The following is a 15,033-nucleotide window of genomic DNA, read 5'->3' as shown; positions in this document are numbered from 1 at the left end:
GTCGCGGCGACAAGGAGGCACGTTCAACCTCGTCTGACAGTTTGTTCATGCGAGTCTGTGACGTGCACATCTTGACGCCAAGGCAGGACAGCCACACCTTTTCAGGGAGCCCAACGTTCATCGCCGGACGGGGAAGTTGCCCCGCTCGGATGTCCGCCTCGGAAGCCTGGGCCCCGGTAAACCACGGATGTGGCTGAGGGGCTACAACCGTTAAAATCAGGCTACCAACGGGGGATATTGATGAACCATTAAGCTTCCTGCCTGTTGATAAGGCAGAGGCTGCACGCGCCGTGCATTGCCGAAATGAGTCGGTCGAGTGTCCAATGGACCCAGCGTGCCGACGCTGATTCGATCCTAGGACGCTCTGGTTGCGACTCGTGTCAGTCGTGCGGCGATACATATCGTGGAGAGAGGGATCATGTACAACGATTCTTTGTTCAACGCCTTCGCAAGGTCGTTTGAAGCGCGAAGCCAGACCGACATGTCGATGGCCGAGTATTTGGAGTCGTGTCGAAGTGACCCGATGCGATATGCCAATGCGGCCGAGCGGTTATTAGCGGCGATCGGTGAGCCCCAGATGATCGACACGGCCAAGGACCCACGCCTTGGCCGTATCTTTTTGAACCGTACGATCAGGTCGTATCCGGCCTTCGCCGGCTTCTTCGGCATGGAGGACACGATCGAGCGCCTGGTCGGCTTCTTCCGCCACGCCGCACAGGGCCTCGAAGAGCGCAAGCAGATCCTCTATCTGCTCGGACCGGTTGGTGGCGGCAAGTCGTCGCTCGCCGAGCGCATCAAGGCGCTGATGGAAATTCATCCGATCTACGTGCTGAAGGCGGGTGACGAGCTGTCGCCGGTGTTCGAGAGCCCGCTCGGGCTATTCGACCCCGAGCAGCTCGGGCCGATGATCGAGGAGAAGTACGGCATCCCGCGCCGCCGGCTGAGCGGGCTGATGTCGCCCTGGGCCTACAAGCGGCTCGAGGCCTTCGGCGGCGACATCTCGCAATTCCGCGTCGCGCGCATCCAGCCCTCCCGGCTGCGCCAGATCGCGGTCGCCAAGACCGAGCCCGGTGACGAGAACAACCAGGACATCTCCTCGCTGGTCGGCAAGGTCGACATCCGCAAGCTCGAGACCTACGCCCAGAACGACCCCGACGCCTACAGCTATTCCGGCGGCCTCAACCGCGCCAACCAGGGCGTGCTCGAGTTCGTCGAGATGTTCAAGGCGCCGATCAAGATGCTGCACCCGCTGCTGACCGCGACGCAGGAGGGCAACTACATCGGCACCGAGAACATCGGTGCGATCCCGTTCACCGGCATCATCCTCGCGCACTCGAACGAAGCCGAGTGGCAGAGCTTCAAGACCAACAAGAACAACGAGGCCTTCATCGACCGCATCTGCGTCATCAAGGTCCCGTACTGCCTGCGGGTCACCGAGGAGCAGAAGATCTACGAGAAGCTGATCCAGACCTCCGAGCTTGCCGCCGCGCCGTGCGCACCGGCCACGCTGGAAACGCTGGCCCGCTTCTCGGTGATGTCGCGGCTGCGCAAGCACGAGAACTCCACGCTGTTCGGCAAGATGCGGGTCTATGACGGCGAGAGCCTGAAGGAATCCGATCCGAAGGCGCGCAGCGTGCAGGAATACAAGGACGCGGCCGGCGTCGACGAGGGCATGGACGGCGTCTCCACCCGCTTTGCCTTCAAGGTGCTGGCATCGACGTTCAATCACGACACCACCGAGGTCGGCGCCGACGCGGTGCATCTGATGTATGTGCTGGAGATGGCGATCCGGCGCGAGCAGCTGCCTGACGAGGTCGAGAAGCGCTATCTCGAATTCATCAAGGCCGACCTCGCGCCGCGCTATGCCGAGTTCATCGGCAACGAGATCCAGAAGGCCTATCTGGAATCCTACGCCGACTACGGCCAGAACCTGTTCGACCGCTATGTCGACTACGCCGATGCCTGGATCGAGGACCAGGACTTCAAGGATCCCGACACCGGCCAGCTGATGAACCGCGAGCTCTTGAACCAGGAGCTGACCAAGATCGAGAAGCCGGCCGGCATCGCCAACCCGAAGGACTTCCGCAACGAGGTCGTCAAGTTCTCGCTGCGTTCGCGGGCGCACAATGGCGGCAAGAATCCGAGCTGGACCTCCTACGAAAAGGTTCGCGACGTGATCGAGAAACGGATATTCTCCCAGGTCGAGGATCTGCTTCCGGTCATCTCGTTCGGCTCCAAGAAGGACGGCGAGACCGAGAAGAAGCATGGCGAATTCGTCGAGCGGATGGTGGAGCGCGGCTATACCGAGCGCCAGGTCCGCCGGCTCGTCGAGTGGTACATGCGAGTGAAGCAGGCCGGCTAGTGCACGATCCGGAAAGCCGGCAGCGGCTTTCCGTCTCGTTCCGTCCCGTCCAATAAGAATGCGATGCGACTGTCATGATCGCATCCGGCGTGAGGCAGATGCAACGTGGTCATGCATATCGTCGATCGGCGGCTGAATCCGGGTAGCAAGAGCCTGGAGAATCGTCAGCGCTTCCTGCGGCGCGCCAAGGCGCTGGTGCAGGGGGCCGTCAAGAAGTCGTCGCAGGACCGGGACATCAAGGATGTCCTGGAGGGTGGCGAGGTGACCATCCCGCTGGACGGCATGGATGAGCCGCGGTTCCGGCGCGAGGGCGGCACGCGTGACATGGTGCTGCCGGGCAACAAGAAATTCGTCGAGGGCGACTGGCTGCAGCGTCCGAACCAGAGCGGCGCCAAGGGCTCCGGCGCGGGCGAGGGCGACAGCGAGGACGCCTTCCGCTTCGTGCTGAGCCGCGAGGAGTTCGTCGACCTCTTCCTTGACGACCTCGAACTGCCTGATCTTGCCAAGCGCAAGCTCGCTCAAACCGAGAGCGAGGGCATCCAGCGCGCCGGTTATGCGACCTCGGGCTCGCCCGCCAACATCTCGATCAGCCGCACGGTGGGCCGGGCACTGGCGCGTCGCGTGGCGCTGCGCCGGCCGCGCAAGGACGAGATCGAGGCGCTCGAGGCGGAGCTCGCGGCGTGCGAAGACGAGACTCGCCGCCGAGAACTGCTCACGCTACTCGAAGCGCTGAAGGCCAAGGCCAAGCGGATCCCCTTCATCGATCCGATCGACATCCGCTACCGCCGCTTCGAGACGGTGCCGAAGCCGGTGGCGCAGGCCGTGATGTTCTGCCTGATGGACGTCTCGGGCTCGATGTCCGAGCACATGAAGGATCTGGCAAAGCGGTTCTACATGCTGCTCTACGTCTTCCTGAAGCGGCGCTACAAGCATGTCGAGATCGTGTTCATCCGGCACACCGACCGCGCCGAGGAGGTGGACGAGGATACGTTCTTCCATGGACCGGCGTCCGGCGGCACGCTGGTGTCGAGCGCGCTGGTTGCGATGAACGACATCGTCCGCACCCGCTTCCGTCCCGCCGACTGGAACATCTACGCCGCGCAGGCCTCGGACGGCGACAACATGACTTCCGACAGCGCGGTGACCGGGCATCTGTTGACCGACAAGATCCTGCCGGTCTGCCAGTTCTTCGCCTATCTCGAGGTCGGCGAGGCCGCCAACTACACCTTCGACATGCCGGACTCCTCGCTCTGGACGCTGTATGAGCGTCTGCGCAACGACGGCGCGCCGTTGTCGATGCGCAAGGTGAGCGAGCGGGGCGAGATCTTCCCGGTGTTCCAGGACCTGTTCAAGCGCCGCACCAGCCAGGAAAGGGTATAGTTTGATGGGGTCTTCCGGCGAACGGCTGTTCGAGGGCGCCGACTGGGATTTCCAGACGCTGCAGCGGATTCACGACGCCTGCGAGGAGGTCGCGCGCAAGGAGCTCGGGCTCGACGTCTATCCCAACCAGATCGAGGTGATCACCGCCGAGCAGATGCTGGACGCCTATTCGTCGGTCGGCATGCCGCTGTTCTACAAGCACTGGTCGTTCGGCAAACAGTTCGCCTTCCAGGAAGCGTCCTATCGCAAGGGCCTGATGGGCCTCGCTTATGAGATCGTGATCAACTCCTCGCCGTGCATCTCCTATCTGATGGAGGAGAACACGGCGACGATGCAGACGCTGGTGATCGCGCACGCGGCGTTCGGGCACAATCACTTCTTCAAGAACAACTATCTCTTCAAGCAGTGGACCGATGCCGACGGCATCCTCGATTATCTCGAATTCGCCAAGGGCTACATCGCGGCCTGCGAGGATCGCCATGGCCGCGAGACGGTGGAGCGGACGCTCGATGCCGCGCATGCGCTGATGTCGCATGGCGTCGACCGCTATCCCGGAAAGAAGACGCTCGACTTGCGTGCCGAGGAGAAGCGCGCCGGCGAGCGCCGGCAGCACGAGGAGAGCGTTTTCAACGATCTGTGGCGGACGGTGCCGAACACCAAGGCCAAGAGCAAGGCCGCGCTCACTGCCGAGCGCCGCCGCGCGCTGCTCGGCCTGCCCCAAGAGAACATCCTCTACTTCCTCGAGAAGACCGCGCCGCGCCTGCAAGGCTGGCAGCGCGAGCTCATTCGCATCGTGCGTCACATCGCGCAGTACTTCTACCCGCAGGGCCAGACCAAGGTGATGAACGAGGGCACCGCGACCTACGTCCATTACCGCATCATGAACCGGCTGCATCAGCAGGGCCGGATCACCGACGGCAATTTCCTCGAATTCCTGCAGTCGCACACCAATGTGGTGTTTCAGCCCGAGTTCGACGATCGCCGCTATTCCGGCTTCAATCCATACGCGCTCGGCTTTGCCATGATGCAGGACATCGAGCGGGTCGTGAAGAATCCGGAGGACGAGGACCGCGCCTGGTTCCCCGATATCGCCGGCAAGGGTGACGTCGAGGGCGTGCTGCGCGAGATCTGGAGCAACTACCGCGACGAGAGCTTCATCAACCAGTTCCTCAGCCCGGCGCTGATCCGGCGCTTCCGCATGTTCCATCTGCACGACGACCCGGCCGAAAGCCAGGGCATCAAGGTCGATGCGATCCACGACGAGCGCGGCTACCGGCGGGTGCGCCGTGAGCTGGCGCGGCAATACGATGTCGGCTTCGTCGACGCCAATATCGAGGTCGTGGATGTCGATCTCGACGGCGATCGCCGGCTGATGCTGCGTCATACCACCGTGAAGGGCGCGCAACTCAACGAGACCGACACGCGGCGCGTGCTGCAGCATCTCGCCGATCTGTGGACCTACGACGTGGCACTCACCGAACTCGACGGCACCGACAAGGTGCTGAAGGAATACGTCGTCAGCCCGCGCGCGGCTGCGGTCGCTGCCTGAGGAGTGCGCTAACGCAGCGATCAGCGCGCGGTGACCGCCGCGCGGAACGCGAGTCTTGCTTGGTGAACCTTGGTGTCCACTGAAGACTCGCATCATGAACATCCCGGCAACATTCCGGATATTGAAACGCATCATGTTCCACGCGCGAACGTGATTGCCGGCATGCGGAAATCTCATTGAAGTCTTCTTGGTGATTGCCTGCGCGGGCGCGATTGATAATGTGCGCCGCGTCAAGAAAACCAAGAAAAGGATACGCTCTTGTCAACTCGCTCCCGCCTGGCGGCCTTTCTCGCCTTCACCGCGCTCACAGCCTCGTCGATCTCGCCGTCCGTTGCAGCCGATTCCGCGATCAAAATAGGAAACACCGCACCCTATAGCGGCCCGGCGTCCGCCTACGGCACGATCGCGCGCGCCGAAGCCGCGTATTTCCAGATGCTCAACGATCAGGGCGGCATCGGCGGTCGCAAGATCGATTTCGAGAGTCTCGACGACGCCTATTCGCCGTCGAAGACCGTCGAGCAGACCCGCAAGCTGGTCGAGCAGGACGAGGTGCTCGCGATCTTCAGCGCGGTCGGCACTGCGCCCAACATCTCGGTGCAGAAATATCTGAACATCAAGCACGTGCCTCAGCTGTTCGTGTCCTCAGGCGCGACGCGCTGGAACGATCCGAAGCAGTTCCCGTGGACGGTCGGTTTCAATCCGACCTACGAGCTCGAAGGCCGGCTCTATGCGAAGTATATTCTGAAGACCAAGCCGGACGCGAAGATCGCCGTCATCACGCCGAACGAAGACGCTGGCAAGGACTATCTCAGGGGCTTCAAGGACGGGCTCGGCGAGCATGTCGGCCAGATCGTTGCGGAGACCACCTACCTCACGACCGACCCGACCATCGATTCCCAGATGGTGACGATGCGCGAGTCCGGCGCCGACGTGTTCTTCGCCGAAGCGACGCCGAGATTCGCGGCGCAAGCGCTGCGCAAGGCGGCGAGCATGGGCTGGAAGCCGCTCACCATTCTGCCGACCGTCTCCAACTCGGTCTCCGCAGTGCTCGAGCCGGCCGGGCTCGAGAACGTCATCGGCGTCGTGACCGGGCTCTATCTGAAGGACCCGACCGATCCGCGCTGGGCCGACGATCCGGCGCAGCAGGAGTTCTCGGCCTGGATGAAGAAGTATCAGCCGAATGCGAGTCCGGGCGACCTCTTCAACGTGCAGGGCTACACCGTCGCGCAGGTCATGACGGCGGTGCTGAAGAACTGCAACGGCGATTACAGCCGTGACAACATCATCAAGCAGGCGACCAATCTGAAGGCGCTCGAACTGCCGATGCTGCTGCCGGGCATCAAGGTGCAGACCGAGCCCGACAATGTGACGCCGATCCGCCAGATCCAGATGGCGCGGTTCGACGGCAAGTCCTGGGCGCTGTTCGGCGAGGTCTTGAGCGACAAGTAGCCGTCACCAACTCCGCTGTCGTCCCTGCTCCCGTGCGCAATTGCGCACTAGGCAGGGACGACACCGAGTTTGTTGCACGTCCTTCACGCCATTGTGTCGGCGAGAATGCGTGCTCAGCGCAGGCTGGCGTTGATCTTGTCCAGCACGGCCGAGCCGGGGCAGAGCGCCTGTTCGTCCAGCGTGTTGAGCGGCGTCTCGACGGTGTCGAGATGGGTGTGCAGGTCCTCGGCATCCGGATCGACGTAAAGGAGCCCGGTGACGATCTGGCCCTTGGCCGCGTGCTTCTGCAGGAAGGTCTGTGCTCCGAGCCGATCGTGCGGATCGTAGTCGGCGTCGAGCTTGCGCAGCGCGAGCCGCGAGCCGTCATGCTGCTCGACCACCTGCACGGTGCCGGGCGCGTAATCGACGCTGATAGGATCGCGGCCGACCAGCACGTCGAGACGGTTCACCGCGTCGTTGTGCTCACGGACATAGTCGAAGCTCTTGGTCGAGCCGGCGTGGTTGTTGAAGGCGATGCAGGGGCTGATCACGTCGATGAAGGACGCGCCCTTGTGGCGGATCGCAGCCGCGATCAGCGGCACCAGCTGGGTCTTGTCGCCGGAGAAGCTGCGCGCCACGAAGGTGGCTCCTAACTGCAGCGCGATCGCGACCAGGTCGATCGCATTGTCGGTGTTGGTGACGCCCTTCTTCGACTTCGAGCCGCGGTCGGCGGTCGCGGAGAACTGGCCCTTGGTCAGGCCGTACACGCCGTTGTTCTCGACGATATAGGTCATGTTGACTGCGCGCCGGATCGAATGTGCGAACTGGCCGAAGCCGATCGAGGCCGAATCGCCGTCGCCGGAGACGCCGAGATAGATCAGGTCGCGGTTGGCGAGATTGGCGCCGGTCAGCACCGACGGCATGCGGCCGTGCACCGAGTTGAAGCCGTGCGAGTTGCCGAGGAAATAGTCCGGTGTCTTCGACGAGCAGCCGATGCCGGAGATCTTCGCCACCCGGTGCGGCTCGATCGAGAGCTCGTAGCAGGCTTCGATGATCGAGGCGGTGATCGAATCGTGGCCGCAGCCGGCGCACAGGGTCGAGATCTTCCCCTCGTAGTCGCGATGGGTATAGCCCAGCTCGTTCTTCTTCAGGCCGGGATGATGAAACTTCGGCTTTGCAATGTAGGTCATGTCACGGCCTTGCGCAGAGGGGTCACCTTGAGATGATCCTGGTGGTCGCCGATCGCGTTGGCGATGAAGCGCGCGGTGATCGGCGTGCCGTCATAGTGCAGGATCGGCACCAGTCGCACGGGATCGATGCCGTTTTCGTTGACGATCAGCTGACGGAGTTGCGCGTCGCGGTTCTGCTCGACCACGTAGACGAAGTCGTGATCGGCGATGAAGCTCGCGACGCTGGAGTGGAACGGGAAGGCGCGGATGCGCATGCGGTCGAGCTGATGGCCGCGCGCTTCCAGGATTCCGATCGCTTCGTCCATCGCGGGCGAGGTCGAGCCGAAATAGAGCACGCCGTACTTGGTCGGCTTCGCTGCGTTGGCCTGCAGCGGCCGCGGCACCATGTCCTGCGCGGTCTCGAACTTGCGCACCAGGCGTTGCATGTTGTCGGCGTAAACAGCGCCTTCCTCGGAATAGCGCGCATAGCGGTCGCGCGAGGTGCCGCGGGTGAAGTAGGAGCCCTTGGTCGGATGCGTGCCGGGATAGGTGCGATACGGGATGCCGTCGCCGTCGACGTCGAGATAGCGGCCGAAGTCGCGGCCTTCGTCGAGCATCTCCGCCGTCATCACCTTGCCGCGGTCGTATTGCTTGGCGTCATCCCACTTGAGCGGGCGGCACAGCCGGTGATTCATGCCGATGTCGAGATCGAGCATCAGGAAGATCGTGGTTTGCAGCCGCTCGGCGAGATCGAAGGCGGCGGCGGCGAATTCGAACGCCTCCGCCGGATCTTCCGGGAACAGCAGCACATGCTTGGTGTCGCCGTGCGACGCATAGGCGCAGGCGATCACGTCGCATTGCTGGGTGCGGGTCGGCATGCCGGTCGAGGGGCCGGCGCGCTGGATGTTCATGATCACGGCCGGGATCTCGGCGAAATAGGACAGGCCGATGAACTCGGTCATCAGCGAGATGCCCGGACCCGAGGTCGCGGTGAAGGCCCGCGCCCCGTTCCAGGACGCGCCGATCACGATGCCGATCGAGGCCAGTTCGTCCTCGCCCTGCACGATGGCGTATTTCGCCTTGCCGGTCTCCGGATCGTGACGATACTTCTTGCAATGGCTGGTGAAGGCTTCCGCCACCGACGACGACGGCGTGATCGGATACCAGGCGCACACGGTGGCGCCGCCATAGACGGCGCCGAGCGCGGCGGCGCTGTTGCCTTCCACGAAGATGCGGTCGCCGACCTTGTCGGACTTCTTCACCCGGAGCCCGATCGGGCATTTCAGGTTTTGCAGCGCCCAGTCGCGGCCGAGGTGCAGCGCATGGACGTTGGAGGAGAGCAGCTTCTCCTTGCCCTTGTACTGCTCGCCGATCAGCTGCTCGACCAGCTTGGGGTCGAGATCGAGCAGCGCGCAGAGCGCGCCGAGATAGATGATGTTCTTGAACAGCTGGCGCTGCCTGGGATCGGTGTAGGTCGAATTGGTGATCGCGGTCAGCGGCACGCCGATGACCGCGATGTCCTCGCGGAATTTCGACGTCGGCATCGGCTTGGTGGAATCGTAGAACAGATAGCCGCCGGGCTCGATCGAGGCGACGTCCTTGTCCCAGGTCTGCGGGTTCATCGCCACCATCATGTCGACGCCGCCGCGGGCGCCGAGATGGCCGTCCTCGGTGACGCGCACTTCATACCAGGTCGGCAGGCCCTGGATGTTGGAGGGGAAGATGTTGCGTGGCGACACCGGCACGCCGTGGCGCAGGATCGAGCGCGCGAACAGTTCGTTGGCGGAAGCCGAGCCCGAACCGTTGACGTTGGCGAAGCGGACGACGAAGTCGTTTACGCTGCTGATCGGGCTTTGGACTGACATGTTGATCCCGCTTGAACCATATCGATGAGGTACTTCTGCATGTCCCAAGCGCCGGTCGGGCAGCGCTCGGCACACAGCCCGCAATGCAGGCAGACGTCTTCGTCTTTCACCATGACGCGGCCGGTCTTCAGGTCGCCGGAGACGTAGAGCGCCTGGTCGTGATGCGGCGAGGGGGCTTTCAGGCGCTGCCGTACGTCATCCTCTTCACCGTTCTCGGTGAAGGTGATGCAGTCCATCGGACAGATGTCGACGCAGGCGTCGCATTCGATGCAGAGCGGCGCGGAGAACACCGTCTGCACGTCGCAATTCAGGCAGCGCTGCGCTTCGCCGAGCGCGAGCTTGAGGTCGTAGCCGAGCTCGACTTCGGCGCGGATGTCCTTCAGCGCGATCACCTTGTCGCGATGCGGCACCTTGAAGCGCTTGTCGGCGGAGATGTCGTTGTCGTAGCTCCACTCGTGGATGCCCATCTTCTGTGAGGAGATCTGCACCTCGGGTAGCGGGCGCTCGTTGATGTCCTCGCCGGACAGCATTCGGTGGATCGACAGCGCGGCGTCATGGCCGTGCGCCACGGCCCAGATGATGTTCTTCGGCCCGAACGCCGCATCGCCGCCGAAGAACACCTTCGGATTGGTCGAGACGAACGTCTTGGGATCGACCTTCGGCATGTGCCACTTGTCGAATTCGATGCCGCAATCGGCTTCGATCCAGGGGAACGCATTCTCCTGGCCGACCGCAACGAGCACATCGTCGCAGGACACGGTCTCGTCCGGCTCGCCCGAGGGCACCAGATTGCGCCGGCCCTTGTCGTCGTATTCCGCCTTCACCTTTTGGAAGGTGACGCCAATCAGCTTGCCGGCCACATGCTTGAATGCCACCGGCACCATGTAGTTGAGGATCGGAATGTCCTCGTGAAGCGCGTCCTCCTTCTCCCACGGCGAGGCCTTCATTTCCTCGAAGCCGGAGCGGACGATCACCTTGACGCTCTCGCCGCCGAGGCGGCGCGCGGTGCGGCAGCAATCCATCGCGGTGTTGCCGCCGCCGAGCACGATGACGCGGCGGCCGATCTTTTCGACGTGGCCGAACGACACGTTGGCCAGCCACTCGATGCCGATATGGATGTTGGCGGCGGCCTCCTTGCGGCCGGGAATGTCGAGCTCGCGGCCGCGCGGCGCGCCGCTTCCGACAAAGATCGCGTCGTAATTCTCGGAGAGCAGCTGCTTCAGGCTGTCGACGCGCTGGCCGCCCTTGAACTCGACGCCGAGGTTGAGGACGTAGTCGGTCTCCTCGTCGATCACGTTGTCGGGCAGGCGGAATTTTGGAATCTGGCTGCGCATCATGCCGCCGGCCTTGGGATCGCCGTCGAACACGGTGCAGTGATAGCCGAGCGGGACGAGATCGCGCGCCACGGTCAGCGAGGCGGGGCCGCCGCCGACCAGCGCGATGCGCTTGCCGTTCTTCGGCCCCGGCTTCGGCAGACGGTGCTTGATGTCGTCCTTGAAGTCGGCGGCGACGCGCTTCAGGCGGCAGATCGCGACCGGAGTGTCCTCGACCCGCCCGCGGCGGCACGCCGGCTCGCATGGACGGTCACAGGTGCGCCCGAGAATCCCGGGGAACACGTTGGACTTCCAATTGATCATGTAGGCGTCGCTGTAACGCCCCTCAGCAATCAACCGGATGTACTCGGGAACGGGGGTGTGTGCGGGGCAAGCCCATTGGCAATCGACTACTTTATGAAAGTAATCCGGCGCCGAGATATCAGTCGGTTTCATTCCTACCTTTGACCCGCGCGAAAATGCCTGACCGCGCGGCCTTATTGTTGACGACGAACGCTCACATGGCGTTGTTCTGGTTTTTGAATTGGATCATAGGGTTATCTTATTAGAGCCGTTCCAGAGAAGGCAAAGGCTAAATTGTCCGATCATCAGCTTTCGCGCGGCTGATGCGCGTCTAGCGTTAATCTCGTTTGCGTTATGTGGCGGTGCAACATGATCTGCATCGCGATACCACGCTTGTCCGAGCATGATCTCCGCGCAAGCGCTGCGCGTTGGTCGCGAGGCAAAACCGCTTCGCACTTTTCCGGACCACGCTTCAGTTGCGCGGAAGATCGCTCTTCGCGACATCCCACAACAGCCGGTAGACGCCGCTGGTGACCACCAGCGGCTTCAAGGCTGCATTGCCGGTGATGCCTGCTGCGGCTGCGGGGACCGCGCCGACATCTGTGGCGTCGATCAGCACGAACCAGTCGCCGGCACCGGGATCGGCTTTCCCGGCGTCCGGCGTCAGCGGTTTCGACAGGTCAGGGTCGTTCTCCAGCAGGTGCATCGAGATGATGCCGTCGCGCGCGGCCGGATCGAGTTGCTCCCGCAATGCAGCGCGGAGTCTGTCCGCCCCCTCGGCCGGCGGGCGCAGGCGGATGATGCCGAGGGCTGCGCCTCGGCCGACGCCGCGGCTGACCGTGATGCGCGCGACCCCGCGGATCATGTTCCGGAAGCGCGCGATGTTGGCTTTCGACCAGTCGGTCTGGTTGGCGAGCGCCTTGCGGTAGGCGGGGCTCTCAAGCACCTCGAAGGTCGCGGTCGAGTAGAGGCTGAGATATTTCGGCCTGCCGTCATGGGCGACGTAGCGGCGGGCCTCCAGGAATCCGTCGATCGCGACCCGTTCTTCGAGATGCTCGCGATCGTACCAGCGGTTGAATTCAGCTTCGTGTAAGCTGTCGATATCCATCGAGGTCAGCAGCATGCCTTGTCCGGCGATTGGCATCGAGTGCTCCTTTTTTGCCTGTTTTATCTGCGCAATATCGCCTGATAGCGCGCGTCCGGGAAGCCGATTCCGGGTTGCCCGCGACCGTGCAGACCAAGGATTGCCACAATTGCCGCAATCCTGTTCAGCGCGCATTCACGGAAGTAGCCTTTCCATCCGTAACGCCAACTCTCGAGAAGAAAAGGGACGACCACTATGACGCGCATTCTGTGGGCATTGATCGTCGGTCTGGTGTCGCTCTCGTCGCTTCCCGTCCAGGCGCAGGATCAGGAAAAGCGCCTCGCGCTCGTGGTCGGCAACGGCGCCTATCAGGCCGGCGCGTTGCAGACTGCCGCAAACGATGCCGGCCTGATCGCGCAGACATTGCAGGCCGCAGGCTTCGACGTAGTCGGAGCGCGCGATCTCGATAGCGAGACGCTGCGCAAATCGTTCCGCGATTTCATCCAGAAGGTACAGGACGCGGGGCCTAATGCCGTGGCCTTCGTCTATCTCGCCGGCTACGGCGTGCAGCTCACCGGCGAGAACTACTTCGTGCCGGTCGACGCCAAAATCGCCCGCGACACCGACGTGCCGGTCGAGGCGATCCGCATCTCCGACTACAGCCATCAGCTGTCGGCATTGCCGATCAAGGCGGGCGTCATCGTACTCGATGCGGCGCGCAGCAATTCCTTCGCCAAGGACGGCCAGCCGCTGGCCGGCGGCCTTGCGCTGGTCGATCCCGATCCGAAGCTCTTGATCGCCTTCAATTCGGCGCCCGGCACCGTCGCCCCCGACGGTGCGCCGCCTTACGGGCCCTACGCGCAAGCGCTGGCGGAAATGATTCGCGCCGGCGGCCTGACCTTGCCCGAGGTGTTCGACCGCGTTCGCCTGCGCGTCAACGAGATGACCAAGGGCGCCGAGATCCCGTGGAATGCCCAGAAGGTCGACGCGCCCTTCATGTTCTTCGAGCGCAAGCCGGACGCGCCGCCGCAGCAGGTCGATGCCGGACTGCGCACCAAGCCGATCCGCGACTTCCCGGCGCACGACGCCTATGCCGCCGCGCTGGAGCGCGACACGCTGCAAGGCTACGAGGATTATCTGCAGGCCTATCCGACCGATCCGCTCGCCAGGCGCGTGCGCGCGATCGTGGCGGCGCGGCGCGAGGCCATCACCTGGCGGCGCACCTACAACGCCGATACGCCCGATGCGTATTGGTCGTATCTGCGGCGTTATCCGCGCGGCCCGCATGCATACGACGCCAGGCGCCGGCTCGCCTATCTGTCGGCCGCGCTGGAGCCGCCGCCGCAATTCACGGCGCTCGACTATGACGTGCCGCCGCCGCCGCCCGACGAGATCGTCTATGTCGACCGCCCGGTGCTCTACTACAGCGATCCGGTGTTCGACTTCGCGCCGCCCCCACCGCCGCCGGTGTTCTTCCTGCCGCCGCCGCCGCCCGACTTCGTCGTGCTGCCGCCGCCGCCGCCGCCGATCGGACTGTTCGTGCTGCCGACGCCGTTCTTCGTGGCGATGCCGGCCTATGTCGCCGCGCCGGCCTACGTCGTGCCGCCGCAGAACAACATCGTGTTCAACAACATCCACAACACGACAGTGATCAACACGGTGATCAACAATCCGAACCCGACGCCGGCGCAGCTCCATGCGGCCGGGGTGACGGCGGCAATGGGCGGCGCACCGGTCACGGCGGCGCCGCAACTGCCGGCCGCGGCGATGCAGCGCGCCAATCTGGCACGGCCTGGCGGTCCGCAAGGCGTGACGCCGGCACAGGGCGCGGCCATGGGAGCGCCCGGCGCTGTGCCGAACGCGGCCGCCGCGCCGAACGCGATGGGTGCGCCGGGTGCGCACACTTTGCCGGGCGCCAAGAATGGACCGCCGCTACCGCAGTCGGCGACAGCGCCGGCCAGTCCCGCGCAGCAGCACGGCGCCGTGCAGCCGGGCGCCGTGCAACCTGGCGCCGCGCAGCCTGGTGCCGCGCAGCCTGGGGCAAAGCCGAACGCGGTGACACCAGGCAAGCCCGCGACAGCCATGGCGCCTGCCAACGCGCAGCCGGCTCCGCCGACCAAGCCCGGCGCTGCCCCGGTGGCCAACGCGCCGGCCTCGCCCGCGACCGCCGGCAAGCCCGGGACGCAGCAACCGCTCACGCATGCTGCGACCGCACCGACCGCAAACGTGAAGCCCGCAACGGCGCCGTCGCCGGCCAGCCGCACGCCGCCAGCACGGCAGACGCCGGCTGCGCGCTCGGCACCCGCGCACGCCGCGGTGTCGCCGGCACCGGTCTCCCGGCCTGCGCCGGCGCGGGCCGCAGCTCCGGCCCGCGCGGCTCCCCCGCCGCCGCGCGCCGCAGCCGTTGCGCCGCATCCGGCACCGGCTCCGCGCGCCGCGCCGCCGCCACCACGGCCGGCTGTGCAGGCGCAACGCGCAGCGCCGCCGCCGCCGCGGCCGGCACCGCCGCCAAGGCCCGCAGCAGCACCCCGCGCCGCGCCGGCATGCCCTCCCGGCAAATGCAAACACTGAGGGCATGAC

At 64.4% G+C, this 15,033-nt stretch carries 9 protein-coding genes; 5 read left to right on the top strand and 4 right to left on the bottom strand.

The features are described from left to right. The first annotated feature begins 418 nt into the window (after positions 1 to 418). The 4 genes from HU230_RS23200 (at position 419) to HU230_RS23185 (ending at position 6,740) form a co-directional block, all read left to right on the top strand. On the top strand, positions 419 to 2,362 hold the full coding sequence (locus HU230_RS23200) for a PrkA family serine protein kinase (protein ID WP_173638133.1): 1,944 nt from the start codon (positions 419 to 421) through the stop codon (positions 2,360 to 2,362). Positions 2,363 to 2,473: 111 nt separating this feature from the next. Then, the gene (locus HU230_RS23195) at positions 2,474 to 3,742 is read left to right on the top strand and encodes a YeaH/YhbH family protein (protein WP_176534906.1); all 1,269 of its coding nucleotides are present in this window, start codon (positions 2,474 to 2,476) and stop codon (positions 3,740 to 3,742) included. Between the two features lie 4 nt (positions 3,743 to 3,746). After that, the gene (locus tag HU230_RS23190) at positions 3,747 to 5,291 is read left to right on the top strand and encodes a SpoVR family protein (RefSeq protein WP_176529697.1); all 1,545 of its coding nucleotides are present in this window, start codon (positions 3,747 to 3,749) and stop codon (positions 5,289 to 5,291) included. 258 nt (positions 5,292 to 5,549) lie between these two features. After that, positions 5,550 to 6,740, top strand: coding sequence for an ABC transporter substrate-binding protein (locus HU230_RS23185; RefSeq protein ID WP_176529698.1), 1,191 nt, complete (start codon positions 5,550 to 5,552; stop codon positions 6,738 to 6,740). Positions 6,741 to 6,853: 113 nt separating this feature from the next. Here HU230_RS23185 and HU230_RS23180 read toward each other — a convergent pair whose 3' ends face one another. The 4 genes from HU230_RS23180 to HU230_RS23165 form a co-directional block, all read right to left on the bottom strand. Next, positions 6,854 to 7,909 (bottom strand): 2-oxoacid:ferredoxin oxidoreductase subunit beta, encoded by a 1,056-nt coding sequence (locus HU230_RS23180; protein ID WP_176529699.1) that lies wholly within the window; start codon positions 7,907 to 7,909, stop codon positions 6,854 to 6,856. Then, complete coding sequence (locus HU230_RS23175) at positions 7,906 to 9,753, bottom strand: 2-oxoacid:acceptor oxidoreductase subunit alpha (RefSeq protein WP_176529700.1); 1,848 nt, start codon at positions 9,751 to 9,753, stop codon at positions 7,906 to 7,908. The genes HU230_RS23180 and HU230_RS23175 overlap by 4 nt, the downstream gene beginning before the upstream one ends. Continuing rightward, positions 9,723 to 11,522: an FAD-dependent oxidoreductase gene (locus HU230_RS23170; RefSeq protein WP_176529701.1), complete on the bottom strand. Its 1,800-nt coding sequence runs from the start codon at positions 11,520 to 11,522 to the stop codon at positions 9,723 to 9,725. Before HU230_RS23170 ends, HU230_RS23175 begins: the two co-directional genes overlap by 31 nt. Positions 11,523 to 11,841: 319 nt before the next feature. After that, on the bottom strand, positions 11,842 to 12,513 hold the full coding sequence (locus HU230_RS23165) for a DUF4286 family protein (protein WP_176529702.1): 672 nt from the start codon (positions 12,511 to 12,513) through the stop codon (positions 11,842 to 11,844). A 195-nt stretch (positions 12,514 to 12,708) separates the two neighbouring features. On the opposite strand from HU230_RS23165, the gene HU230_RS23160 reads away from it, so the two are divergent. Further along, entirely contained in the window at positions 12,709 to 15,024 is a 2,316-nt protein-coding gene (locus tag HU230_RS23160) for a caspase family protein (protein WP_176529703.1), read from the top strand. The last annotated feature ends 9 nt before the right edge of the window (positions 15,025 to 15,033 follow it).

This window comes from Bradyrhizobium quebecense (assembly GCF_013373795.3).
GTDB lineage: Bacteria > Pseudomonadota > Alphaproteobacteria > Rhizobiales > Xanthobacteraceae > Bradyrhizobium > Bradyrhizobium quebecense.
Note: the sequence above shows the minus strand (reverse complement) of the source record. Positions and strands in the feature narration are given on the sequence as shown.

Bases quoted from the DNA above. Each gene is read 5' to 3' on its own strand.
- HU230_RS23200 (WP_173638133.1), top strand. From the start codon at position 419: ATGTACAACGATTCTTTGTTCAACGCCTTCGCAAGGTCGTTTGAAGCG.
- HU230_RS23195 (WP_176534906.1), top strand. From the start codon at position 2,474: ATGCATATCGTCGATCGGCGGCTGAATCCGGGTAGCAAGAGCCTGGAG.
- HU230_RS23190 (WP_176529697.1), top strand. From the start codon at position 3,747: ATGGGGTCTTCCGGCGAACGGCTGTTCGAGGGCGCCGACTGGGATTTC.
- HU230_RS23180 (WP_176529699.1), bottom strand. From the start codon at position 7,909: ATGACCTACATTGCAAAGCCGAAGTTTCATCATCCCGGCCTGAAGAAG.
- HU230_RS23175 (WP_176529700.1), bottom strand. From the start codon at position 9,753: ATGTCAGTCCAAAGCCCGATCAGCAGCGTAAACGACTTCGTCGTCCGC.
- HU230_RS23170 (WP_176529701.1), bottom strand. From the start codon at position 11,522: ATGAAACCGACTGATATCTCGGCGCCGGATTACTTTCATAAAGTAGTC.
- HU230_RS23165 (WP_176529702.1), bottom strand. From the start codon at position 12,513: ATGCCAATCGCCGGACAAGGCATGCTGCTGACCTCGATGGATATCGAC.
- HU230_RS23160 (WP_176529703.1), top strand. From the start codon at position 12,709: ATGACGCGCATTCTGTGGGCATTGATCGTCGGTCTGGTGTCGCTCTCG.